25 protein-coding genes are annotated in these 24,863 nt (G+C 49.8%); 14 read left to right on the top strand and 11 right to left on the bottom strand.

Annotated elements, in window-relative coordinates; genetic code table 11:
• Nucleotides 1-190: 190 nt before the first annotated feature.
• From AR688_RS03125 to AR688_RS03090, 8 genes are all read right to left on the bottom strand, one after another.
• Entirely contained in the window at nt 191-601 is a 411-nt protein-coding gene (locus tag AR688_RS03125; protein ID WP_068228983.1) for a hypothetical protein, read from the bottom strand.
• Between the two features lie 208 nt (nt 602-809).
• The gene (locus AR688_RS03120; protein WP_068228980.1) at nt 810-1,160 is read right to left on the bottom strand and encodes a putative quinol monooxygenase; all 351 of its coding nucleotides are present in this window, start codon (nt 1,158-1,160) and stop codon (nt 810-812) included.
• A gap of 19 nt (nt 1,161-1,179) precedes the next feature.
• A complete protein-coding gene (gene nhaD, locus AR688_RS03115; RefSeq protein ID WP_197412093.1) occupies nt 1,180-2,652 on the bottom strand; it encodes a sodium:proton antiporter NhaD in 1,473 nt (490 codons plus the stop codon).
• Between the two features lie 85 nt (nt 2,653-2,737).
• Nucleotides 2,738-3,592: a universal stress protein gene (locus AR688_RS03110; protein WP_068228974.1), complete on the bottom strand. Its 855-nt coding sequence runs from the start codon at nt 3,590-3,592 to the stop codon at nt 2,738-2,740.
• Nucleotides 3,593-3,612: 20 nt separating this feature from the next.
• The gene (locus tag AR688_RS03105) at nt 3,613-5,097 is read right to left on the bottom strand and encodes a SulP family inorganic anion transporter (protein WP_068228971.1); all 1,485 of its coding nucleotides are present in this window, start codon (nt 5,095-5,097) and stop codon (nt 3,613-3,615) included.
• Between the two features lie 210 nt (nt 5,098-5,307).
• Nucleotides 5,308-5,790, bottom strand: coding sequence for a zinc ribbon-containing protein (locus AR688_RS03100; protein ID WP_068228968.1), 483 nt, complete (start codon nt 5,788-5,790; stop codon nt 5,308-5,310).
• A 40-nt stretch (nt 5,791-5,830) separates the two neighbouring features.
• A complete protein-coding gene (locus tag AR688_RS03095; protein ID WP_068228965.1) occupies nt 5,831-6,160 on the bottom strand; it encodes a hypothetical protein in 330 nt (109 codons plus the stop codon).
• Nucleotides 6,161-6,163: 3 nt separating this feature from the next.
• On the bottom strand, nt 6,164-7,057 hold the full coding sequence (locus AR688_RS03090; RefSeq protein ID WP_068228962.1) for a hypothetical protein: 894 nt from the start codon (nt 7,055-7,057) through the stop codon (nt 6,164-6,166).
• Nucleotides 7,058-7,260: 203 nt separating this feature from the next.
• Here AR688_RS03090 and leuS point away from each other — a divergent pair, with 203 nt between their 5' ends.
• The 14 genes from leuS to AR688_RS03020 all read left to right on the top strand — a co-directional run bounded on the left by leuS (nt 7,261) and on the right by AR688_RS03020 (nt 20,644).
• Complete coding sequence (gene leuS / locus AR688_RS03085) at nt 7,261-9,852, top strand: leucine--tRNA ligase (protein ID WP_068228960.1); 2,592 nt, start codon at nt 7,261-7,263, stop codon at nt 9,850-9,852.
• Nucleotide 9,853: 1 nt separating this feature from the next.
• On the top strand, nt 9,854-10,333 hold the full coding sequence (locus AR688_RS03080) for an LPS-assembly lipoprotein LptE (RefSeq protein ID WP_068228957.1): 480 nt from the start codon (nt 9,854-9,856) through the stop codon (nt 10,331-10,333).
• Between the two features lie 19 nt (nt 10,334-10,352).
• Nucleotides 10,353-11,396: a DNA polymerase III subunit delta gene (holA, locus tag AR688_RS03075; protein ID WP_068231100.1), complete on the top strand. Its 1,044-nt coding sequence runs from the start codon at nt 10,353-10,355 to the stop codon at nt 11,394-11,396.
• Between the two features lie 6 nt (nt 11,397-11,402).
• Nucleotides 11,403-12,038 carry a nicotinate-nucleotide adenylyltransferase gene (gene nadD, locus AR688_RS03070; protein ID WP_068228954.1) on the top strand — a complete coding sequence of 212 codons (636 nt, stop codon included), beginning with the start codon at nt 11,403-11,405 and terminating at the stop codon, nt 12,036-12,038.
• Nucleotides 12,039-12,100: 62 nt separating this feature from the next.
• A complete protein-coding gene (gene rsfS / locus AR688_RS03065) occupies nt 12,101-12,421 on the top strand; it encodes a ribosome silencing factor (protein ID WP_068228951.1) in 321 nt (106 codons plus the stop codon).
• 6 nt (nt 12,422-12,427) lie between these two features.
• Nucleotides 12,428-12,898 (top strand): 23S rRNA (pseudouridine(1915)-N(3))-methyltransferase RlmH, encoded by a 471-nt coding sequence (rlmH, locus tag AR688_RS03060; RefSeq protein ID WP_068228948.1) that lies wholly within the window; start codon nt 12,428-12,430, stop codon nt 12,896-12,898.
• Nucleotides 12,899-12,900: 2 nt separating this feature from the next.
• Entirely contained in the window at nt 12,901-14,769 is a 1,869-nt protein-coding gene (gene mrdA / locus AR688_RS03055) for a penicillin-binding protein 2 (protein WP_197412092.1), read from the top strand.
• The gene (rodA, locus tag AR688_RS03050) at nt 14,762-15,880 is read left to right on the top strand and encodes a rod shape-determining protein RodA (RefSeq protein WP_068228946.1); all 1,119 of its coding nucleotides are present in this window, start codon (nt 14,762-14,764) and stop codon (nt 15,878-15,880) included. The genes mrdA and rodA overlap by 8 nt, the downstream gene beginning before the upstream one ends.
• The gene (locus AR688_RS03045; RefSeq protein ID WP_068228943.1) at nt 15,880-16,716 is read left to right on the top strand and encodes a septal ring lytic transglycosylase RlpA family protein; all 837 of its coding nucleotides are present in this window, start codon (nt 15,880-15,882) and stop codon (nt 16,714-16,716) included. Before rodA ends, AR688_RS03045 begins: the two co-directional genes overlap by 1 nt.
• A gap of 39 nt (nt 16,717-16,755) precedes the next feature.
• Nucleotides 16,756-17,919 (top strand): serine hydrolase, encoded by a 1,164-nt coding sequence (locus AR688_RS03040; RefSeq protein WP_068228941.1) that lies wholly within the window; start codon nt 16,756-16,758, stop codon nt 17,917-17,919.
• Between the two features lie 106 nt (nt 17,920-18,025).
• Nucleotides 18,026-18,307: a DUF493 family protein YbeD gene (gene ybeD / locus AR688_RS03035; RefSeq protein WP_068228938.1), complete on the top strand. Its 282-nt coding sequence runs from the start codon at nt 18,026-18,028 to the stop codon at nt 18,305-18,307.
• A 49-nt stretch (nt 18,308-18,356) separates the two neighbouring features.
• Nucleotides 18,357-19,064: a lipoyl(octanoyl) transferase LipB gene (lipB, locus tag AR688_RS03030; RefSeq protein WP_068228936.1), complete on the top strand. Its 708-nt coding sequence runs from the start codon at nt 18,357-18,359 to the stop codon at nt 19,062-19,064.
• Nucleotides 19,057-20,022, top strand: coding sequence for a lipoyl synthase (gene lipA / locus AR688_RS03025; RefSeq protein ID WP_068228933.1), 966 nt, complete (start codon nt 19,057-19,059; stop codon nt 20,020-20,022). Before lipB ends, lipA begins: the two co-directional genes overlap by 8 nt.
• A 265-nt stretch (nt 20,023-20,287) precedes the next feature.
• Entirely contained in the window at nt 20,288-20,644 is a 357-nt protein-coding gene (locus AR688_RS03020) for a PilZ domain-containing protein (protein WP_082694653.1), read from the top strand.
• Here the strand turns inward: AR688_RS03020 and AR688_RS03015 are convergent, their stop codons facing one another.
• From AR688_RS03015 to pnp, 3 genes are read right to left on the bottom strand one after another with little or no spacing between them, the layout of a single operon-like run.
• A complete protein-coding gene (locus AR688_RS03015; RefSeq protein WP_068228930.1) occupies nt 20,645-21,829 on the bottom strand; it encodes a hypothetical protein in 1,185 nt (394 codons plus the stop codon).
• Nucleotides 21,819-22,730: a lipoprotein NlpI gene (nlpI, locus tag AR688_RS03010; protein ID WP_197412091.1), complete on the bottom strand. Its 912-nt coding sequence runs from the start codon at nt 22,728-22,730 to the stop codon at nt 21,819-21,821. Before nlpI ends, AR688_RS03015 begins: the two co-directional genes overlap by 11 nt.
• A complete protein-coding gene (gene pnp, locus AR688_RS03005) occupies nt 22,711-24,840 on the bottom strand; it encodes a polyribonucleotide nucleotidyltransferase (protein WP_068228927.1) in 2,130 nt (709 codons plus the stop codon). Before pnp ends, nlpI begins: the two co-directional genes overlap by 20 nt.
• Nucleotides 24,841-24,863 lie beyond the last annotated feature (23 nt).

Here is a 24,863-nt window from a genome sequence, read left to right as displayed (position 1 = left end):
TGCATGCGCTCCATTGTAATCACTGTGGTCAGAGAAAAAGTAAACTCATGCTTTTAAGCAACTTAATTGTTATCTGACCAGTTAATTCATGAGCAATAGTCGCTCAGTTTCCAGTGATGGAAATACCATCGGAATTACTCCATGAAGTTAACGCCCAGCCCGCAGGGCGATGATGCCTTTGCTATGTGTTTCACTTTACTAAGCACTTACCAAGGAGTGTATGAGTAGTAGTTATTTGGGAGCGAATCAACGATGCCTTATACCACCCATTTAGACCTTTTGAACTTTCGCCTAATTTATGCTCAATTGTGAGCAATTCACCAAAATCACCCGCATAAGTAGTTGAATACGCCTCCCAACCCTTTTGCTCTAAAAGCACCCATTTAATGCTATTTGTACCCCGCTTTTTACCGTCGAGTTTCAATGTTTTATCCGATGTAGTGCCTGCCACAATTTCAACGCTTTGATCGATGGCAGTATATCCCGTCATTTCAGGTACTTCGTGATTGACTTGATGATACTTATCAAAATGGCAATTGATAGTTTCTGTTGCATAGCTCCAACAAGGTAGAAACAAAATTACTAGAAAAATAGTTCGCACGTTCAGGTTTCCTTACACATCACGCTTATTCAGCGGGTCACGCGCAGTTAAGCAGGGTCGCCCCGTACTTGTAAGTATGATGTTTTCCAGAGTAATGATCATTTATAAAAAATACAATAACTTGAGCTTACGCTGCCTTGTACAAAGTGCCGGGCATAAAAAAACCTGCTTACGCAGGTTTTTTCGGGTCTGTTAATTACTCCGGTAATTACACCAGCTTTGGTGCGTCGAAATTGGCTGGTTCGTCGCTGTAAATACACACATTCCAATCTACTGCCAAGCCGGTTTCAGCAACGCAGTAAGTTTCAAAGAAGTGTTTTATTTCTGCACGCTGGCAGTGTGCTTCAAAGCTTGGCAAGTCGGCCCAGATTTCGTTAAAGGCAATAGCGAAGCTTTTGCCTTCTGCAAACGGGCTGGCTATATGCCGGGTTACGATATACTGCAGGCAGCCGTCTTCGCGCAGGGTGTTTGGCTCCAGGCCTTGCAGCACTTTAAACAGCTCGTCTGCCTTGCCCGCTTTGGGCTGAAACTGGGCAACGCAATATACTTTTTTTGACATGGTAAGTCCTTAATAAGTGCTAGTGCCCGGCGGCGCTGCTGGCTACATCGCCGACTATATGAAACAAGTCGGCGTTTAAATATAAATGCGTTATTACGCTGGCGATATAACCCAGCAAAATAACCGGTGCCCATTTTAAATGGCCGGCAAAGGTGTAATACCCACGCGCCTGGCCCATTAACGCTACACCGGCGGCCGAACCTATTGATAACAGGCTGCCACCAACACCGGCGGTTAAGGTGATCAGTAACCACTGGCCGTGTGACATAACCGGGTCCATGGTTAGTACGGCGAACATCACCGGTATGTTATCGACTACAGACGACATCAGGCCCAGCGCTACGTTAGCGTAGGTTGGGTCGAAGTTACCGTACAGGCCATTAGATAACAGCTCCAGATACCCAAGGAAGCCCAGGCCGCCGACACACACCACTACGCCGTAGAAAAACAACAACGTATCCCACTCGGCGCGCGCTACCCGGTTAAATACATCAAACGGTACTACCTGGCCCAAAGCGCGGATGCGTTCCATATCACCTTCACGCTCGGCTAGTGCGCGTTTGCGTGCCAGAGAACCGGGTAACGTCATCCGTAAAAAGTAACCAAAGAATTGTAATAAACCCAAACCTGTCATCATGCCCAGCACCGGCGGCAGGCCCAGCACAGAATGGAACACAACCGATAAGGCAATGGTGCAGATAAACAGCGTAAGAATGCGCAGCGCACCGCGCTTTAGCTCAACCACTTCTTCATCACCATCGTGCTTGCCGGGGTAACGGTTCTCGACAAAAAAGCTCATGATGGCGGCAGGCACTAAAAAGTTAACCACAGCGGGAATAAACAACACGAAAAACTCAGCAAAGGTGACTTTTTCTGCCTGCCACACCATCAGAGTGGTAATGTCACCAAAGGGGATAAAAGCGCCACCGGCGTTGGCGGCCACCACCACACTAACACAGCACAGGCTGATAAAGCGTTTATCACCTTCGGCCACTTTCATTACCACCGCACACATCAGCATTGCCGTGGCCATATTGTTAGAGAACGTCGAAATACAAAACGCCAGCACGCCACAAATCCAGAACAGGCTGCGATAGCTAAAGCCCTTGCGGATTAACCAGCTGCGCAGCGCATCAAACAGCCGCCGTTCTTCCAACGCGCTGATGTAGGTCATGGCTACCAGCAAAAACAGCATTAACTCGGCGTATTCGAGCAAGGTATGACGAAATGAATCCTGAGCAATATCAGACATGCCCTGCTGGGTATAATGCCAGCCAATCATGCCCCAGATAATACCGGCAGCCACCAGCACCGGCTTGGATTTACGCAGATGAATTTTTTCCTCTGCCATCACCAGCATATAAGCAAAGATAAATAAGCCCAGGGCAACGATGCCCAACATAGAGCCGGTAAGATCAATTGGCCCGGTATCGGCCAAAGCAGAGGCTGGCAACAAAGCCAGTACAGCGATAAAAGCGGTGATAAGTTTCATGTTTAACATCTTTATTTCTGCGCAAGTAAAGTGTGTTGTTACACGGGTTGATAAAAAACAACCCGGCCAGGCCGGGTTGCAGTAACTAACGTAAAATAAGCAGGGAGCATTTAGCTTTGCAAATCATGGCAGTGGTGGTACTACCAACAATAAATTGCCGGATGCGGGAATGGCCATAAGCCCCCATCACCATTAAATCTATAACATGCTCTTGCTGGTACTGGTGCAGCACCGTTTCCGGCTCGCCGGCCACTATTGCGACTTTGGTATCAAAACCAGCGTTGCGTAGTATTTGTGCCGCGCTGTCCATTTGCGCCCGTGTGGCTTCTGTGTCGGCACCGGCCATTACCAGATGCACAGGCAAACCACGGCCCAGCGGGCTGCCTGCCAGCATTTCCAGGCCTTTTAGTGCCGTGGCGCTGCCATCATAGGCCAGCATAATACGCTGTGGCGCTTTATAACTTTGCTGCGTAAGCAAAATGGGCTTGTGTAAACTGCGGATCACCCGTTCAACATGCAGGCCCATATGGCCGTGTGCTTCAGCGCTGCTAAAACCGCGTTTGCCCATCACCAGCAGCCGGGTTTCCTCTTCCAGTTCGGTTAAGGTTTCTACCAGCTGGCCGTGGCGTAAGCGCTCATCTACTGCTTTCACACCAGCTTGTTCAGCACGCGCTTTGGCGGCGTCTAAAATGCTGCGGCCGCGCTCCATTGCCAGCTTGCTGTGTTTTTCATCCAGCTCGGCCAGCTGCTGTAATAATAATTCCTGCGATCCCAGGCCAATACTGCCGCTAAGATCCGGTGTCTGGGTGTGTTGCGCTTTGTCCAGCACATGCACTACCGACATCGCCACATCGAGTTTTTTGGCTGCCCATACAGCGTAGTCGCATACCGCTTCGGCATAAGGTGAGGCATCAATACACGCCAGTACTTTTTTAGTCATTGTTGTGCTCCTCGGTAAAATTAGTGACCCATCAGCTTTTCAACCGCATCTGGCCGGTTATGCACGCCAAACTTATCTACTAGCGTAGCGCTGGCTTCATTTAAGCCAATCAGTTCTACTTCGGTGCCTTCGCGGCGAAACTTAATTACTACCTTATCCAACGAGCTAATGGCGGTGATATCCCAAAAATGCGCCCGGCTTAAATCAATGCGTACCTTTTCTACCGCCTCTTTAAAATCGAAGGCGGCAACAAATTGCTCAGCTGAGGTAAAAAATACCTGTCCTACTACCTGATACTGGCGCTGATGGCCATCGGCAGACAGTGTAGAGCCGATATACAGAATTTTGCCCACTTTGCTGGCAAAAAACAGTGCGCTAAATAACACCCCCACCAACACGCCATAGGCCAGGTTATGGGTAAATACCGTTACCAACACCGTGGCTATCATAACCACGCTGGAACTTTTCGGGTTTTTGCGTAAGTCTTTCACCGAGCCCCAGCTAAAAGTACCAATAGACACCATAATCATAATGGCCACCAGCGCCGCCATAGGTATCAGCCCAACCCAGGCATCTAAAAACACCACCATAATCAACAGAAATACACCGGCCAGCAAGGTGGATAAGCGTGTACGGCCACCGGATTTTACATTAATAATGGATTGACCAATCATGGCACAACCCGCCATACCGCCAATTAAACCCGAGCCGATATTCGCCACGCCTTGGCCCACACATTCGCGGTTTTTATCGCTACTGGTATCGGTTAAATCATCCACAATGGTGGCTGTCATTAGCGATTCCAGAATACCCACCACGGCCAACGCTAAAGCATACGGCAAAATAATTATCAGGGTATTCCACGTCAGTGGTACGTCAGGCCATAAAAATATCGGCAGGCTGTCAGGCAACTCGCCCATATCAGCCACTGTACGGATATCAAAACCAAAGTACACAGCCAGTGAGGTTAGCACTACTATACATACCAGCGGTGAAGGTATGGCTTTGGTGATATAAGGAAACAAATAAATAATGGCCAGGCCCAGTGCCGTCATGCCGTACACCAGAGTTGTGCCATGCTGGCCACTTAATTCGGGCAGTTGCGCCATAAAAATCAGGATCGCCAGCGCATTAACAAAACCGGTGACCACAGAACGTGATACAAAGCGCATTAGATCGCCAAGCTTAAACAGGCCAAAAATAATTTGCAGCACCCCGGTTAGCAAGGTGGCAGCAAGCAGGTATTCCAGCCCGTGGTCGCGGACCAGTGTTACCATCAGCAGTGCCATCGCACCGGTAGCGGCAGAGATCATGCCCGGCCGGCCACCGGCAAAGGCGGTAATTACCGCAATACAAAATGAGGCATACAGGCCAACTTTGGGGTCAACGCCAGCAATAATAGAAAAAGCAATGGCTTCAGGTATCAGCGCCAGGGCCACTACAATAGCAGCAAGCACATCTCCACGCAGGTTGGAAAACCAGTGTTGTTTTAAATAGGTTGTCATTTAACAGTCCGGATCAGGTAACAGGTTATCCGCCAGGCAAACTGCATTAGCGGTATTAAGTACTATCAGCTATCGGCAATCTGTTACATTGGCCCGGGTATCCTGCACGATGAAAAGAAAAGGTGTCTGGTGTTACGGCGGCGCAGTTTAGCAAAAAAACACTATGCTGCCCACCGCTGAAACAGGAATTAGCTGGAAAAATGCGTGTGGCTATACCGGCAGGCCTTCACGGAAAAACTGTACGCCACCGCATTCACCGCAAGCCAGCAGCTCTGCCGGATGGGTGTAATCAATATGTTGTAAGCAGTGGCTGCAACGATAGCGCCCCATGCCGACAATTTCGCCCTGATAATAGATGCCTTTGTGCTTAAAATCCTGTGCCAGCTCCTGCCACTCTAACTGGCTTTTATCGGTAATGCTGCTTAGCTCCTGCCATAGCGCTTCCGGCCATAGCGATGGTGCTTCTGTGCTGTTTTTAGCGGCCTCATCCGCTTCGTGATCCTGCCACTGGCGCTTTAGCGTTTCAACAAACAGCGCTGCTTCATAGGCGCTCAGCTCTTTACCAGCTTTAACATAGGCTTTTAACTGGTCTACAAACTCCAGCATATTGTCCAGTTGCTGCCGTTCTGTCTCACGCAGGGCTTGGCTAAATTCGCTTAACCAAACCTTGTACCTGTTTTTTATGTCACTCATAATTTCTATAAGCTGCGTTTAGGTCGTGTGGAGATAACACCTACAACGGGCAGGATGTATCCAACGTTATGCTCTCAGCTTCTGCAACTAGCTTTTGGATACCCTGATCAGAAGTTGATTCACTACCTAAAAGCATACTCCTCTTTTGCTGATAATTCTGTAAATCACATTTTAGCAGCTGTCTTAGCACAAGTGAGCGTTGTTCTTCCGTTGTAGCATTAGAAAAACGTTGATACACTCCATAGCTTTCTTTTAACTTTGCACTAACATGAGTTGATAATTGGTAATTGGTAAGGAGTAAAGCAGCCGCTGCAGCACCTGCAAAAATGCCTAGCACAAATATTAGACTAATTAGCAGTACTTTCTTCATGACTTAACTCTCCACCCAAAAGCAAATTAGACTAGATACGAACTTGGTTCCAATACCTGAGTTAGTAAATCCCAGACGGCACCGATAGACCAACCCACCACTGCTGGCTGAGTTATGATTGACAAAATACTCACCTCCGCCAAAAGACAAATGATTATTATTGGACATTTCAATTAATTTGCAATTTGAATCCATAGCCGTGTCAGGAAGCATTATAAATGGTAGCGTCCCTAACAGGTCCCCTGTCTGCCATTGAATTGAAGAACCATCATTAAAGGATGTAGTTACAAGCAACGGTCGCTTCAGAAAAAATTGTGATATCGCCGCTTTCACTGCAGTATTTGTTAAGCCAAATATATTAGACAAATAGGTGTTCCTTAACATCTCGCGGACTAATCTCTGCTTGTTGTCTATATCACCATCCAAATCTTTGACAGAATTTGCAATATACGGTGGCACAGGGTTACTAACACCACTTATTTCACAAGAGAAATCACTTGAAATATTTGCACCTCCATTCGGATAACTGGCTATTGAGAGATGTTGTGGAATTTTGGAATACATCATAGAGCCATCATTTTTTATTGCAGCTTTTACTTCGTTATAAAGATGAACTGACTCAACTATCTCAGATGGAATGGAAGAGGAAAACGCCTTTTTAAAAACTCGCACAGGCTCATATTCAACCAACATGTTAAAAGCATAAGATATCGATTGATTAATATTAACAACAACTACTTTAGTGTAATATCTTGCATCTATTTTATCTAACGCAACTTGCTCGAAATCACTTTTAACAGTACAAAGATCACAAATTTCTATTTGATAGTTCAACTCTTCAGCCCAACTAAAATGACCAGCCAGAAGCAAAAACAAAAAAATAAACAACTTGCGCATAAAACACTCATTAAATTAAACCTATACGCACACAATTAACATCACATTTCAGAAACGTCAATGCTTATTTGAAACATCGATTTGACTTTACAGTTAAAGACTCCTGTCGAATTGTTGTTGTCAAAACGCCGCTGCGGTATGCTATAGCCACTTTTTTGCCGCTTTAGCGGCGCTTGTACTAACCCCCTTTTCGGAAGACCTTAATGCAAGAACAATATAACCCGCAGCAGATTGAAACCGTACTGCAGCAGCAATGGGAACAAACCAACGCTTTTAAAGTGACAGAAGACGCCAATAAAGAGAAATTCTACTGCCTGTCTATGTTCCCTTACCCCAGCGGGCGCTTGCATATGGGCCATGTGCGTAACTATACCATTGGTGACGTGGTCAGCCGTTTTCAACGGATGCAGGGTAAAAATGTAATGCAGCCTATGGGGTGGGATGCGTTTGGTTTACCAGCCGAAAACGCCGCTATTAATAACAAAACCGCACCGGCGAAATGGACTTACGAAAATATCGATTACATGCGTACTCAGCTAAAACGCTTAGGTTTTGGTTATGACTGGAGCCGTGAAGTCGCCACGTGCAAGCCTGAGTACTACAAGTGGGAGCAGTGGTTTTTCACCAAGCTGTATGAAAAAGGCCTGGTGTATAAAAAAATGGCCACCGTTAACTGGGACCCGGTAGATCAGTGCGTGCTGGCTAACGAGCAGGTTATCGATGGCCGTGGTTGGCGCTCTGGCGCTTTGGTTGAGCAACGCGAGTTAGCCCAGTGGTTTATTAAAATTACCGCCTACGCCGAAGAGCTGCTGCAAGATTTAGATCAGTTAGATGGCTGGCCGGAACAAGTTAAAACCATGCAGAAAAACTGGATTGGCCGCTCTGAGGGCGTTGAGATCCGTTTTGATATTGCCGGCTCAAGCCAAAGTTTAAGCGTATACACCACCCGCCCGGATACGTTGTACGGCGTAACCTATGTTGCCGTTGCGGCCCAGCACCCACTGGCACAGCAGGCTGCTGCCACTAACCCAGCACTGGCTGCGTTTATTGAAGACTGCAAAGGCGGCAAAATGGCCGAGGCCGAACTGGCCACGATGGAGAAAAAAGGCTGCGCTACCGGTATTTATGCCGTGCACCCGTTAACCGGCGAACAAGTGCCGGTATGGGTAGCCAACTTTGTGCTGATGGATTACGGCTCAGGCGCCGTAATGGCCGTACCGGGCCATGATCAGCGCGATTATGAATTTGCCACTAAATACAGCCTGCCAATTAAACAGGTTGTCGCGCCGGTTGATGGCGCAGCGCAACAATGCGATTTAAGCCAGGCTGCCTACACTGAAAAAGGTGTGCTGATCAACTCTGCCGAGTTTGACGGTTTAGCTTTTGAACAGGCCTTTAATGCCATTGCCACCAAGCTGGCAGCAATCGGCCGCGGCGAAGTAAAAGTAAATTACCGCCTGCGTGATTGGGGTGTATCGCGCCAGCGTTACTGGGGCACCCCCATACCTATGCTGAATCTGGCGGATGGCTCAGTCGTGCCGGTGCCGGAAGATCAACTGCCGGTACGTTTGCCGGAAGATGTAGTGATGGATGGTGTAACCTCGCCGATTAAAGCCGATCCAGAGTGGGCTAAAACCACTTACAACGGCAGCGACGCCTTCCATGAAACCGATACCTTCGACACCTTTATGGAATCCAGCTGGTACTATGCCCGCTATTGCAGCCCGGATCATGACAAAGCCATGCTGGACCCGGCCAAAGCCAATTACTGGCTGCCGGTCGATCAGTATATCGGCGGTATTGAACACGCCATTTTGCACCTGCTGTATGCGCGCTTTTTCCACAAGCTGCTGCGTGATGTGGGCCTGGTAAGCACCGACGAGCCATTTAAGCGTTTATTGTGTCAGGGCATGGTATTGGCTGAAACCTTCTACCGCGATACCGATAACGGCGGCAAACAGTGGTTTTCACCGGCCGATGTTACCGTACAGCGTGATGATAAAGGCCGGATTTTAACCGCCATACTAAATACCGACGGCCTGCCGGTGATAGCGTCCGGTATGAGCAAGATGTCGAAGTCGAAGAATAACGGCATCGACCCGCAAAAAGTGATCGACCAATACGGTGCCGATACCGTACGCTTGTTTATGATGTTTACTGCCCCGCCAGAGCAAACGCTGGAGTGGTCAGATTCTGCCGTGGAAGGCGCCCACCGCTTTATTAAACGTATTTATACGCTGATCAGCGACTTTGCTGCGGCAGGCTCTGTCGGCCCGCTGGATATTTCAGCTTTGAATAACGAGCAAAAAACCCTGCGCCGCGAGCTGCATAAAACCATTGCTAAGGTATCAGACGATATCGGCCGGCGTTATACCTTTAATACCGCTATTGCCGCCGTTATGGAGCTGAGCAACAAGTTGCAAAAAGCCAGCCTGGCCACTGAGCTGGACCGCGCTGTAATGCAAGAAGCGGTGCTAGCACTGCTGCAGTTACTCAACCCTATTACGCCGCACGTTGCCCAGTATCTGTGGTCGCAACTGGGCCAAAGCCAGAGCATTGAGCAAACGCCATGGCCGGTGGCAGATGAAGCCGCGATGGTTGAAGATGAAAAACTGGTTGTGGTACAGGTTAACGGCAAAGTGCGTGGCAAGGTAACCGTAGCTGCCGATGCAACAGAAGATGCTGTACTGGCGATGGCCAAAACGGATGACAACGTTAGCCGCCATTTAGAAGGCGTAAGCGTGCGTAAAGTGATTTACGTCCCGGGCAAATTGCTAAACCTGGTGGTGGGCTAAGATGGCCCGCCTTAGCCTGCTGGTTGCTCTGCTAAGCAGTATGCTGCTTAGCGGCTGCGGCTTTCATTTACGCGGCGATTTGCCGCTTAGCCATTTTCCGGCCATGTATATTCAAAGTGATCGCCACTCTGAACTGGCGGCACTGGTAAGCAACCGGCTGGAGCACAATAAGGTAGAACTGCTGGACTCCTATCAGCAATCAACCCCTATGTTGCAACTGCTTAGCGATTCGCTGGAGCGGCGCACGCTATCGCTGTTCCCTAATGGCCAGGTGGCAGAATATGAGCTGATTTACAAAGTAAGCTACGCGCTGACCATGCCGGATGGCGAACCGCAGCAATATCAGTTTGAGCTGTTCCGCGATTATCAGGACGACCCAAACCAGGCCGCCGCCAAAGCCAAAGAGCTGGAACTGATGCTGGGCGAGCTACGCCAGCAGGCCGCCAACCGTATTGTGCGCCAGCTGTCGCGGTTGCATTAATGCCAACCGGGCTGCACTGATGCAAAAACTCTATGCCAATCAGTTGGGGCAGCACTTAGCCGGGCAACTGGCCCCCTGCTACCTGCTGTTTGGCGAAGAACCGCTGCAAAAACTTGAAGCCATAGATGCCATCCGCGCCGCGGCAAAGCAGCAGGGCTACCTTGAGCGCATCAGCTTAGCCGCTGACGCCCAGTTTGACTGGAATGAACTGAGTAACGAGTTGCAGGCCATGTCATTGTTTGCCGAGCGGCGCTTAATTGAATTAGAGCTGGTGCAGCAAAAGCTTTCTGCTGTGGCCAATGACCAGTTAAAAAACCTGCCGCAACAGTTACACAGCGATATTATTTTGCTGATCCACGGCGAGCGCAGCCACAGCGATGTCAGCAAACTGGCCTGGTTTAAGCAGTTACAAACCCAGGCAGTACAAATACCTATTTATGCTCTGGACGAACGCCAAAGCCAGCAATGGTTAAGCCAGCGCGCGCGCCAGTTACAGTTACAGCTAAGCAGTGACGCCCTGGCGTTACTACAGCAGCATTGTGCCGGTAATTTACTGGCCGCACGGCAAGAGCTGGAAAAGCTGGCGCTAAGCAATTTACCCCAGCCACTGGATGCCAATGCGTTAAGCAGCTTTTTGGCTGACCATTCCAGCTTTACCGTGTTTCAGTTGGTTGACGCTATTTTACAGGGCCAGACCGACGAGGCGCTGCACCGTCTGCAACGCTTATGTCAGCAGGACACAGAGCCGGTTATTATTGCCTGGCAGCTGCAAAAAGAAGTGCTGCAACTGCGTCAGTTACAACAGGCACCGCAGCACAGCCTGAACGACAGCTTTAAAAGCCTGGCTATCTGGCCCAAACGCCAGCCGCTGTACCAAAGCGCGCTGAAGCGTTTATCGGCGAACTGGCTGGATTATCTGCTGCAGGAACTGGCCGCATTCGACCGGCTGTACAAAAGCGGCCAGCTAACTAACAGCGAAGTGGCACTGGCGCACCTGGTTACGTTATTTATTAAACCGGTGCCCAAAGCGTTTTCGCTACAACAACACGCCAGCTATGACTAAGCGCGTATGATAAAACACATCGGTATTCTGGGCGGCACCTTTGACCCTGTGCACAGCGGCCACATTCGCTGCGCCCATTATGTTCAGCAGCACTGTGCCCTGGATGAAGTACGGCTAATGCCCTGCCATCTGCCGCCACATCGGGCCTCGCCAGGTGTAAGCAGTGAGCAGCGCGCCGCCATGGTACAGCTTGCTATTAGCCACTACCCGCAGCTGAAGCTGGAACGGCTGGAGCTGAATAAGCCCAGCGCCTCCTACACTGCAGACAGCCTGCAATTGCTGAGCGAGCAAGAGCCCGACAGCCGGTTTTACTTTATTATCGGTATGGATTCGCTGTGTTATTTTCGTAGCTGGAAAAACTGGCCAAGCATATTAGAACGTGCCCATTTACTGGTATGTCAGCGCCCCGGTTACAGCCAGCAAGACGGCGACGCCCCGGCGTTATTGCAGCAGTTTGGCGTAACCGACCTGGCGACAATGCGCCAACGCCACAGCGGCTGCATTATGCTGCTGGCAAACCCGTTAACAGACATCAGCGCCAGCGAAATCCGCCGGCAATTGCAGCAACAGCAAAGCCCGGTAAAAACTTTAGATCCCGCCGTATTGAACTATATTCAAACACAGCAACTCTATCAGGCTTAAGCGCTATATCCGCGTTTAAACTGTGCTAAAATGCCGCTTTTTTAACGCGCAGAGGAATCAGGGTGCAAACAGCCGAACTGGTAAGTTTTATTCAGGACAAAATTGACGACATGAAAGGCCGCGATATCGTGACTTTAGACGTACGCGGCAAATCCAGTGTCACTGAGTTTATGATAGTGTGCTCCGGCACATCAAACCGTCACACTAAATCTATTGCTGATTATGTGGCTGGCGAAGCCAAAAAAGCCGGCTTGCCAACGCTAGGCATTGAAGGCCAGGCATCCGGCGAATGGGTATTACTGGATTTAGACGACGTGGTAGTGCATGTGATGCTGGAAGAAACCCGCAGTTTTTACCAGTTGGAAAAGCTTTGGAGCGCCTAGGCTGACATGAAGTTAGTGCTGATTGCTGTAGGCAACAAAATGCCCGCCTGGGTACAAACCGGTTTTGACGAATATGCCAGACGCTTTCCGCGTGATATGCCGCTGGAGTTAATTGAAATTCCGGCCGGCAAACGCGGTAAAAATGCCGACATTAAGCGTATTCTGGAACAGGAAGGCGAAAAAATGCTGGCAGCAATACCGCGCGGCAGCAAAATAGTTACGCTGGAGGTAACCGGCGATAACTGGAGCAGCCCCACCCTTGCCGCCAAGCTTACCGACTGGCAGCGTGATGGCCGCGATGTATACTTACTGGTTGGCGGCCCTGAAGGCCTGGCACCAGCCTGTATTAGCGCCAGTGAAGCGAAATGGTCGCTGTCAGCACTGACCTTACCGCACCCACTGGTGCGGGTGGTACTGGCCGAAAGCCTGTACCGGGCCTGGAGTATCTGTACTAACCATCCTTATCATCGCGAGTAAAGATGTTTAAAAAGCGCGTTGCCATTCAGGATTTTGCCGCCGAAAGCCGTTTGTTTAATCAACGGGCGGTGTTTGCCATTCTGTTTGTCGTGCTGATGTTTAGCATTATTGTGTTTAACCAATATCAACTGCAGGTTGTGTCTTACCAGGATTACCAAACCCGCTCTGAAGGTAACCGCATTAAAGTGGTGCCGCTGGCACCGAATCGCGGTCTTATTTATGACCGCAGCGGTATTTTGCTGGCAGAAAACCGGCCGGTATTTTCACTGGAGCTGGTGCCAGAGCAAATTAAAGATATGACGGCCACGCTGGCTGAACTGGCAGCATTAATTGAGTTTAGCGCCGAGCAGCAAGATGCTTTTTTAAAACAGGTCAGAGCGCAGCGACGCTTTAACAGCATCACGCTGAAAGAACAGCTTAATGATCAGGAAGTGGCCATTCTGGCGGCGAACCAGCATCGTTTTCCTGGTGTCACTGTAGAAGCCCGTTTAAGCCGGCATTATCCGTTTGGCGATCTGTTTACTCATGCCTTGGGTTATATCGGCAAAATAAACACCCGTGAATTACAGCAACTGGAACTGGATGGCGAAGCAGCAAACTATGCCGCCAGCCGCGATATCGGTAAAATTGGCCTGGAGCGCTTTTACCAGCGCGAGTTGCACGGCACCATGGGCTACCAGGAAGTTGAAGTGAACAACCGCGGCCGGTTAATCCGGGTGCTGCGCTCGGTGCCAGCTGTTTCTGGCCAGAATATCCATCTTGGGCTGGATGTCGGGCTGCAGCTAACCGCGCAACAGATCCTAAAACAGCACCGCGGCGCAATAGTGGCTATAGATCCACGCGATGGCGCAGTATTGGCGTTTTACAGCAACCCCAGTTACGACGCTAATTTGTTTGTGCATGGCATCAGCTCGGCTAATTACAACGAATTGCTGAACTCACGTGACAGGCCACTAATTAACCGCGTGACTCAGGGTGTTTACCCGCCAGCGTCTACCATTAAGCCGCATCTGGCCTTGCTGGGGCTGGAAACCCGCACCATTACAACCAGCACCAAAATCTGGGACCCCGGCTATTATACGTTGCCTAACAGCGACCACCGTTTTCGTGACCATATCCGCTGGGGCCATGGCTGGGTTGATATTTACACCGCCATTACCAAAAGCTGCGACACCTTCTTTTATGATATGGGCATTAAGCTGGGTATTGACCGCATTTCCGAATATATGAGCAAAATGGGCTTTGGCGAAAAAACCGGCATAGATATTCTGGAAGAAAGCAGCGCTAACATGCCATCCCGCGGCTGGAAACGGGCACGGCACAACCAACCCTGGTATCCCGGTGATACGGTGCCCCTGAGCATAGGCCAGAGCTACTGGACCACCACACCATTACAGCTTGCGGTTGCCACTACGCCTTTGCTTAACCGCGGCAAATTAGTTACACCGCATATGGTTACTGCCTTTAGTAATGGTGAAACCACCGCTGCCAATAATTTACCGCCAAGGCAGGTGCTGGAGGTTGAAAATGAGCAAAACTATGCCGTTGTTATGGACACCATGCACCAGACAGTAAGTATACTGGGCGGCACCGCACACAGAGCCTTTATTGGTGCACAATACAGCTCAGCCGGTAAAACCGGTACCGCGCAGCTGGCCGCCATAGCACAAGATGCTAAATATGATGCTGATGCCATTGACGAGCGCCTGCGCGACAACGCTATGTATCTGGGTTATGCCCCGCATGACAAACCCACAATATTGGTGGTTGTGGCTTTGGAAAATGCCGGTGGTGGTGGTAGTACTGCCGCACCGCTGGCCCGCCAGTTGATGGATTACTATTTTACTGCCGGAGTAAACCGCGATGAATGATGATTTCACCGGCAACGCCCGGCACAGCCGGCTGGCACAGTTTCATATCGATACGCCTTTATTATTGGGTTTACTGGCGCTGATAGGCTTTGGTTTAATGGTGTTATACAGCGCCTCTGGCCAAAGCATTGTGATGATGGAGCGGCAGATGATCCGCCTGGGCATAGCACTGGCCGTGATGGTTGCTTTCGCTCAGATAAAACCCCAGACATTAAAACGCTGGTCTTTTCCGCTGTTTTTAGTTGGCGTGGCGTTACTGGTAGCCGTAATGCTGGTGGGCAGTGTTGGTAAAGGCGCGCAGCGCTGGCTGGATCTGGGCTTTATGATGTTCCAGCCTTCAGAGGTGATGAAACTTGCTGTGCCTATGGCGGTTGCCTGGTTTATTTCATCGCACAGCTTACCCCCCCGCATCTGGCACCTGCTTGGCGGGGCGCTGCTATGTGTTGTTCCTACCTTGCTTATTGCCCAGCAACCGGATTTGGGTACATCCATTCTGATAGCCACGGCCGGTGTTTTTGTGCTGTTTTTATCCGGTATGAGCTGGCGTCTTATTGCTGTAGTAGCAGGCTTAATTTCGGCATTTTTGCCCATATTGTGGCTGTTTTTAATGCGTGAATATCAGCGCCAGCGTGTGCTGACATTCCTGAACCCGGAAAGCGATCCGCTGGGCTCCGGTTACCATATTATTCAGTCGAAAATTGCCATCGGTTCCGGCGGCTTTGACGGCAAAGGCTGGCTGCATGGTACACAATCGCAGCTGGAGTTTTTACCCGAGCGCCATACCGATTTTATTTTTGCCGTACTCAGTGAAGAGTTTGGCATGCTGGGTGTGTTAATATTGCTGGCAATTTACTTGTTTATCATTGTGCGCTGCATGATTATTTCCAGCCGGGCACAGGATAACTACAGCAAGCTGGTAGCCGGCAGCTTTACGCTGACATTTTTTGTTTATGTATTTGTTAATATAGGCATGGTATCCGGCCTGTTACCGGTGGTAGGTGTGCCTTTACCCTTAGTCAGTTTTGGCGGCACGTCGATGGTGACACTGATGGCCGCCTTTGGTGTAATAATGTCGGTAGGAACTCATAAACGCATGTTGGCGGCGCCTTAATGAAATATTTAATGTTAACTCTTTCAGTACTTGCTTTACTCAGCGCCTGTAGCAGTAAACGCAGCAGTACAACAACCACAACAGAGCCCGAGCCGAACGCCGGACGCTATCAGCAAAAAAAAGACAGCATTCCACCGCGCCTGCCTACCATGCTGGAAATGACTGATCCTGTACCCCAGGCAGAACCCCTTAGCCGCGGCGGCAACCGGCCCTACAGTTTGTTTGGCCAGCATTATACGCCGCTGGTGCAAAGTACAGATCATCGTGAAATTGGTATCGCCTCCTGGTACGGCAATAAGTTTCATGGCCACCTGACATCCAACGGCGAAACCTACAATATGTTTGCCATGAGCGCGGCACATAAAACCCTGCCTTTGCCGTCTTATGTTAAAGTAACCAATCTGGACAACAATAAGTCGGCCATAGTACGGGTTAACGATCGCGGCCCGTTTCACCGTGACCGGGTTATTGATTTATCCTACTCAGCCGCACATAAAATAGGCATGCTGCAGCAGGGTACAGCCAGAGTTCAGCTGGAACTGCTACAGTCGCCCGCCATGTATGCGCAGGCTGCTGTGCCAGGAGCTTTGCCATCTCAAACCAGCAGCTGCTTTATTCAGGTGCTGGCCAGTTCAGACAGCAACCGCCTTAGCCAGTTGCAGCAAAAACTGCAACGCGAGCAAGCACTGCCCAGTGAAATACAGCCGGGTAGCGGAATTTTTCGCTTATTAGTCGGTCCTACTGCCAGTAAGCAGCAAGCGCAGCAATGGCTGCAACAGTTAAAGTCCGGGCCTTTCCCGGATGCATATTTTTTTGATAGCCGTCAGTGCAGCTGACATCTGATTAAACATAACGATTAAAAAAGAACAGGTCTCATGAAAAGTTATTGCCATATTTTTGCCGTCGCCGCCGTTTCCCTTGCCAGTGCCAGCTTCAGCTTGTCTGCTATTGCCCAGACGGTTATTCCGCAGCCACCTGAAGTTGCAGCCAAAGGCCATATTCTGATCGATTTTGATACCGGCAAGGTGTTATCCGAGCAAAATGCCGACATGTCACTGGCCCCGGCCAGTTTAACCAAGATGATGACCAGCTACGTTATTGGCACCGAGCTGAAAAATGGCAATATCACCAACGAAGATATGGTGACCATCAGTGAAAATGCCTGGGCGAAAAACTTCCCTGGTTCATCGTTAATGTTTATTGAAGTAGGCACTAAAGTATCGGTAGCCGACTTAAACAAAGGCATTATTATTCAATCTGGTAACGACGCCTGTGTGGCACTGGCAGAACATATTGCCGGTAGCGAAAGCGCCTTTGTTGACTTAATGAACGCCCATGCCCAGCGCCTGGGCATGACCAGCAGCCGCTTTGGCAACAGCCACGGCCTGCCAAGTGCCGAGAACTACTCTACCCCGCGCGACATGGCCAAATTGTCAGCCGCGTTAATCCGCGATGTACCGGATGAATACGCTTTATATGCCGAAAAAGAATTTACCTACAACAACATTAAACAGTACAACCGTAACTCGCTGTTGTGGGATCGCAGCCTGGAAGTAGACGGCATTAAAACCGGCCACACCAGCGAAGCCGGCTTTAGCTTAATTACCTCGGCCACCCGTGACGGTATGCGTTTAGTGTCTGTTGTTATGGGCACTAACAGCGAACGCGCGCGCCAGACCGAAAATAAAAAGCTGCTTACTTACGGTTTTCGCTTTTTTGAAACCTTTTCACCTTATCAGGCCGGGGAAAAATTTGCTGAACAACGTATCTGGCAAGGCGACAAAGAAAATATTCAGTTAGGCATACTGCAATCAGCGCAGGTTACTATTCCACGCGGCCAGCGTAAAAACCTGCAGGCCGATTTTACCTTGAATCAGCAACTGCTTGCCCCCATAACCAAAGGCCAGCAGGTGGGTACTATTTACCTGAAGCTTAATGGTGAAGATATTGCAACTTATCCGCTGGTGGCGCTGGAAGACGTAGCCGAAGGCGGTTTCTTCAGCCGGATGATTGATTATATTAAAATGCAGTTTAATTAATTCGCCCAGATTATAGCGTTCTAAGTCCCGGCAATAGCCGGGATTTTTTGTTACAATCAGGCCAAAATGGTAAGGCAACGGCAAACGCCGTGATAGTGAGACAAAAATGGCGCACGAAGTTAAAGACACTAAGTTTGATGAATATCTGGAATTCCCCTGTCAGTTCAGTTTTAAAGTACTGGGCGTGGCCGATGACGCCCTGGTAGACCATGTAATGGCCGTTGTGCGCCAGCACACTGACGCCGGTGACTACAGCCCGGCCGTTAAACCCAGCAGCAAAGGCACTTATCATGCGGTTTCGGTTAGCGTAACAGTTACCAGCAAGCAGCATATTGAACTGCTGTACACCGAGCTTGGCAAAATTGAACTGGTGCGTTACGTACTGTAAGCCAGTACCTGCAACTCAGCCATTCGTATTGCGCGCATAAGGCGGTATAATGCACAGCGTTTCACAGCAGGCCGGACAACAGGTGACAACACAGCCAACGGTAGCAGAGCAACTGATCATCAGAGAGATTGGCGTGCAGGACTACACCACAGTGTGGCAGGCCATGCAGCAATTTACTGATCAGCGTAATAGCGACACCGCCGATGAGCTATGGCTGCTGGAGCACCACCCCGTATTTACCCAGGGCCAGGCCGGTAAAGCAGAACACTTGCTGTTCCCCGGTGATATTCCGGTGGTAAAAGTAGACCGTGGCGGCCAGGTAACTTATCACGGCCCGGGCCAGTTAATGGTGTACGTGCTGCTGGATTTAAAGCGGCGTAATATGGGTGTACGCCAGTTGGTAACACTGCTGGAACAGGTGCTTATTCAGTTACTGACGCCTTATGGCATTAATGCCTACGCCAAGCCTGATGCGCCCGGTGTTTATGTTGACGGTGGTAAAATTGCCTCTTTAGGGCTGCGGGTACGCAAAGGTTGCACCTTTCACGGCCTGGCACTGAATGTAGATATGGATTTAAGCCCGTTTTCACGCATTAACCCCTGTGGTTATGCCGGATTACAAATGATCCAAAGTAAAGATTTAGGCGGCCCGCAAAGCATTGCAGAGGCCAAACAACGAATAGTGCAGTGTTTTTCGCAGCAACTGAATGTAGCCACACTGCAGCACACTACAGGGTTAGATTGGCAAAATGACTAAAACTGCACGTATGGAACCGGGCGTTAAACTGCGCGACGCTGACAAAATGGCCTTAATTCCTATTAAGGTGCTGCCAACCGAGCCAGAACAAATGCTGCGTAAACCTGAGTGGCTGAAGATCAAACTGCCAAAAAGCTCAGAGCGCATCGATCAGATTAAAGGCGCCCTGCGCAAGCACGGCCTGCATTCTGTATGTGAAGAAGCCGCCTGCCCTAACCTGACCGAATGCTTTAACCACGGCACTGCTACCTTTATGATTTTGGGTGCCATCTGCACCCGCCGCTGCCCGTTTTGTGACGTTGCCCATGGCCGGCCATTGCCACCAAGTGCCGAAGAGCCGGAAAAACTGGCTTTAACCATCCGCGATATGAAGTTAAAATACGTGGTAATCACTTCGGTTGACCGCGATGACTTACGTGACGGCGGCGCCCAGCATTTTGCCGACTGTATCAGCGAAATCCGCAAACATAACCCAACCATTAAAATTGAAGTACTGGTACCTGACTTCCGTGGCCGTATGGACACCGCGCTGGATATTTTAACCCAGACACCACCAGACGTATTTAACCACAACCTGGAAACAGCGCCGAGGCTGTACAAGCTGGCCCGTCCGGGTGCCGACTACAAGTGGTCACTGCAGCTGTTAAAACGCTTTAAAGCCGCCCATCCTGAAGTGTCGACCAAATCCGGTTTAATGGTCGGCCTGGGTGAAACCACCGAAGAGCTGATCGAAGTATTAAAAGACCTGCGCGAGCACGATGTTGATATGTTGACCGTAGGCCAGTACCTGCAACCGAGTAAGCACCACTTACCGGTAAAAAGGTACATGCCCCCGGCCGAATTTGACGAAATTAAACGTATTGCTTATGAACTCGGCTTTAAACACGTCGCCAGCGGCCCCTTTGTGCGATCTTCATATCATGCAGATCGCCAGGCAGCCGGTGAAGATATTAGCTAACCATCAGCAGGCCTGTTGTTGTGCAAAAAAATGCGTTTTATAGCGCATTTTTTTATTGCTGTGTCGCCTGTGATTACAGCGCTAATCTATTACACTGATGCACACTTTTATATCCGCAAGCACCCGCTTTAACTTACTCAGCTTTTACCAACAACAACTTGCAGCACTTTCGTTGCTGCGATAGCAGGTTTATACTGGCCGGCACTGCATGCTGTTGTTTCGGTGAAAAGCCGCTATGCTTCTTTACAACTTTAAGGGGAAAACCATGGAACACAGACGATTTAGCCGGGTGAGCTTTCAGGGTAAAGCCCATCTGGATATTGGCAGCCATAGCCTGGCCACTGAAGTGCTGGATTTGTCATTGCAGGGCGCTTTGATTAAAAAGCCTGCCGATTGGCCCCCCTCGTTGCCCAAGCTGATGTTACTGCGCATTCTGCTTAATGAGCTGCCGATAGAATTAAGTATGAAAGTTAGTGTGGCGCATGCATCTGATACTGTAGTGGGCTTACATTGCGAGAAAATTGATATTGAAAGCGTATCGCACCTGCGCCGCTTACTGGAGCTTAATCTGGGTGACGCTGAGCTGTTAAGCCGTGAGTTGTCTGAGCTAAGCGCCGGCTGATCAGGGTGCCAGCGCTTGTTGGGCTTCGCTGTAGCCCAGCTCTGAGGCCTGCTGCATATAATGCTGCCAGCGTTGCCAGTTTTGTTGCTGCCGGGCCAGATAGGCAAAGTAATACTGCACCGGCATCAGCTCTTGCGGTTGTTTCAGGATTTGCTGTGCCAGCTGAAAATACAGCGGCGGCATCTGCAGCTCAAAAGAGCGCATCAGATTACTTTCTGCCACCACCCGATATGCCTGCCAAGACGTATGTTTGCAGCTCTCTACCGCCGTTAAGGTGATATCCTCTGCACCGAGCTGCCATTGCTGCAAATAGGCTGCAACGTCTGCATTAGCCGATTCTGTAACAATAATATTAGGGTAAAACTTTCCGCTTCTACACAGCTGCTGTGCTGTGGCTTCAGGCAGCTGATATTCGTCGATAAAACCGAGTATATGCATAAATTCATGACGCAACAGCGCCAGGCTGGCGTTATCTGGAAGTTGCAAAATACCGTTGTTATAACTGGCTTTACCCCGCCCGGCCACCACCACTAACTGGCTGAAATCGCCATTAGCGACCAGTTGTTCCAGCGCCTGATAACGGCATTGCAGCAGGCTGTTGCTGTCTTCTGAGCACTGCAGTGAGGTGCTGTTGATGGTATGCAGGGGTAAAAAACATACTGCTAATTGCGACAACTGGGCGTCATTTTGCCATTGCTGCAATAGTTGCTGCCAGGTATCCACCCCGGCTTGCTGGCTGGCAACAGGTTGCAAGGTTAACTGACAGCCTTGCGGGTGCTGATAACCAACAGAGCTTGCGTTATTACCCTGCCACAGCCCCAACTCTGCGCGCTGGGCAGCCGAAACAGCGCTTACTGCCATGGTGTTACTATCAAGCTGCTGTTGTAGCCACTGTGCTGTAGCAAGCCGCCCTTGCTGGCGCTGCTGTAATTGCAATGCATGTTGCAAAGCCTGGCTATCACCTAAATGCGCCGCCTGGCGCATCCAGTGCAGTGCGGCGTCATACTCGGCGTTGGCTAACCGCTGGCGCGCTAATGTCATGGCCGCGCCAGCGTCTGTTTGCGCCTGTTGCATCAGCACTGCCTCACCATCAGGCGCGGGTTGGCAGGCGCTGAGTAATATAAATGCAAAAAAGCCAGCAAGCTGGCTTTTAATTCGCGTACTGATAAACCACTTAAGGTTCATCGAAACCTTCAGGGCTGGTGTTTTCACCACGCAACCTTGCCATTTCTAACCGGGCATAACGGTGTTCAACAAACTCGAATACATTGGTTGCCAGTACTTTTTTATAGTACTCCAGCGCTTGCTCGGGTTGTTGCTTGCTTTCATGCCACTTGGCCAGATAGAAATACACTTCACATAAGCGCTCTGCCAGTAACTGCGGGCCAGATAAATCCTGCATTACCGAGTCCAGTAAAGCGCTTTCTGTCATCTCCCCGGCTAGAAACCGCACAATATTAGTAGACCATTCGGCCTGATCCAATATCAGTGCACGCTGCTGCAATTGCTGCTGCGCCTGCTCTGCAGATAGTTCGCTTTGCGCCAGATATAGCCATATTACACGATATGCATCGGTCGGTTTTAACGCCAGAAAGCGTTCAAAATCGCCTACGGCTAATTCTGTTTTACCGGCATAATACAATGCTATGCCACGGTTTAAATAAGCAAACTCGTGCTCAGGTGCCAGCTCCAGCGCAGAATCAAAAGCTTCGTATGCTGAGTCAAAATCACCGCTAACGGTATGATGAATGCCAACAAAGTTGTATGCATCTGCCATATCGGGTTTTAACCGCAACGCTCTTAAAAAATCCAGCCGGGCCAGCGATCGCAGGCCCACACTGTCATACATTACACCGCGATCGTAATACAGCTGAGCAGATTGCTCTTCTGATAGCTCGGCGCGGTACAGAATTTCAGTTAAGCGGGCGATAGCCAGTTCAGTACGGTAAGATACCGCCAGAGGCTCTGGCGTTAGCCAGCCTCCAGTAGTAGCCGACTGAGTGGTTGCACAACCACCCAGTAATGTTACCAGCAGCGCCAGAGGCGCTGCACGGCGTAACAGCCTATCAGGCATTTTCTTCAACATTAGCAGACTCAGTAGCAGGTTTAGCGGTGGCTTCCTTGATACTCAGGCGTACGCGACCTTGCTTGTCAACTTCAAGTACCTTAACAGCCACTTTCTGGCCAACTGTTAAGTGCTCAGATACATTGTTTACGCGCTCATCAGAGATTTGCGAAATATGTACTAAACCATCTTTGCCAGGCAGTACGTTAACAAAAGCACCGAAGTCAACGATACGTACTACTTCACCTTCATAAATGGTACCCACTTCAATCTCGGCGGTAATAGCGTTGATCTTGTCGATAGCGATTTGTGCGGCTTTAGCAGTAGTTGCGGCAATTTTAATGCTGCCGTCATCTTCCAGCTCGATAGTAGTACCTGATTCTTCTGTGATTTGACGAATTACCGCACCACCTTTACCGATAACTTCGCGGATTTTCTCCGGGTTAATCTTCATGGTGTAAATACGCGGGGCGTATTCAGACATCTCTTCGCGGTGACCGCTGATGGCTTGGTCCATTACGTTCAGAATATGCAAACGGGCAGCTTTAGCTTGCTTCAGTGCAATTTGCATAATTTCTTTGGTAATACCGTCGATCTTAATGTCCATTTGCAGTGCGGTAATACCTTCGGTAGTACCGGCTACTTTAAAGTCCATATCGCCTAAGTGATCTTCATCACCTAAGATGTCAGACAGTACAACGAAATCGTCGCCTTCTTTAACGAGGCCCATAGCAATACCTGCCACAGAGGCTTTAATAGGTACGCCGGCGTCCATCAGGGCTAAAGAAGAACCACATACTGATGCCATAGAGCTTGAACCGTTAGATTCAGTGATTTCTGACACTATACGTACTGTGTACGGGAAGTCATTGAAATCAGGCATTACCGCTAATACACCACGCTTGGCTAAACGGCCGTGGCCGATTTCGCGACGCTTAGGTGAACCTACCATGCCGGTTTCACCCACACAGTACGGCGGGAAGTTGTAGTGCAGCATAAAGGTGTCGGTTTTAGCACTTAACAAATCGTCGATGTTTTGTGCATCACGCGCTGTACCTAAAGTGGCTGTTACCAGCGCCTGAGTTTCACCGCGGGTAAACAGTGCTGAACCGTGGGTACGTGGTAATACGCCAGTCATTACGCTTAAGCCACGGATCATTTCCGGGTCACGGCCGTCGATACGTGGTTCACCTTTGGTGATACGGCCACGTACTACTTTAGATTCCAGCTCGTGGAAAATCTCGCCTACTTCGTTTTTATTCAGCTCTTCGCCTTCGGCCAGCTCAGCAGTCAGTTTTTCTACTAACGCGGCTTTGATCTCACCGATACGCTCATAACGCTTGGCTTTTTCAGTGATCTGATAAGCTTCACCCAGTTGCGCGCGCGCCAGGCCGTCAATTTTTTCAATTAACGGCAGGTTTTTCGCCGGTGATTGCCAGTTCCACTTCGGCTTAGCGCCTTCAGCAGCAAATTCGTTAATGGCATTGATGGCGGTTTGCATCTGCTCATGGCCATACATTACTGCACCGAGCATTACGTCTTCAGACAGAATACCTGCTTCGGATTCAACCATTAATACCGCACCGGCAGTACCGGCTACTACTAAATCCAGCTTAGAGCTTTTCAGCTCTTCTTCTGACGGGTTCAGTACGTACTGGTTATTGATATAACCAACACGGGCAGCACCGATAGGGCCGGCAAACGGAATGCCTGACAACGCCAGCGCAGCAGAAGTACCGATTAACGCCACGATGTCTGGCTGAATTTCCGGCTGTACTGACACAACAGTGGCAATAACCTGAACTTCATTGTTAAAGCCTTCAGGGAACAGCGGACGAATAGGCCGGTCGATTAAACGTGAAGTTAAGGTTTCACCTTCTGACGGGCGACCTTCGCGTTTAAAGAAACCACCCGGGATACGGCCGGCCGCGTACATTTTTTCCTGGTAATTTACCGTTAACGGGAAGAAATCCTGGCCTGGTTTGGCCTCTTTCTTGCCCACTACCGTTACTAAAACTGACGTATCACCCAGGCTGGCCAGCACTGCGGCATCTGCCTGACGGGCGATAACGCCGGTTTCTAAGGTGAAAGTATGTTGGCCGAACGGGAATGATTTTACGATGGGAGTCACGTGTTTGTTTCCTTTACTTAATC

The organism is Rheinheimera sp. EpRS3, assembly GCF_001513785.1.
Taxonomy (GTDB): Bacteria; Pseudomonadota; Gammaproteobacteria; order Enterobacterales; family Alteromonadaceae; genus Alishewanella.
Note: the sequence above shows the minus strand (reverse complement) of the source record. Positions and strands in the feature narration are given on the sequence as shown.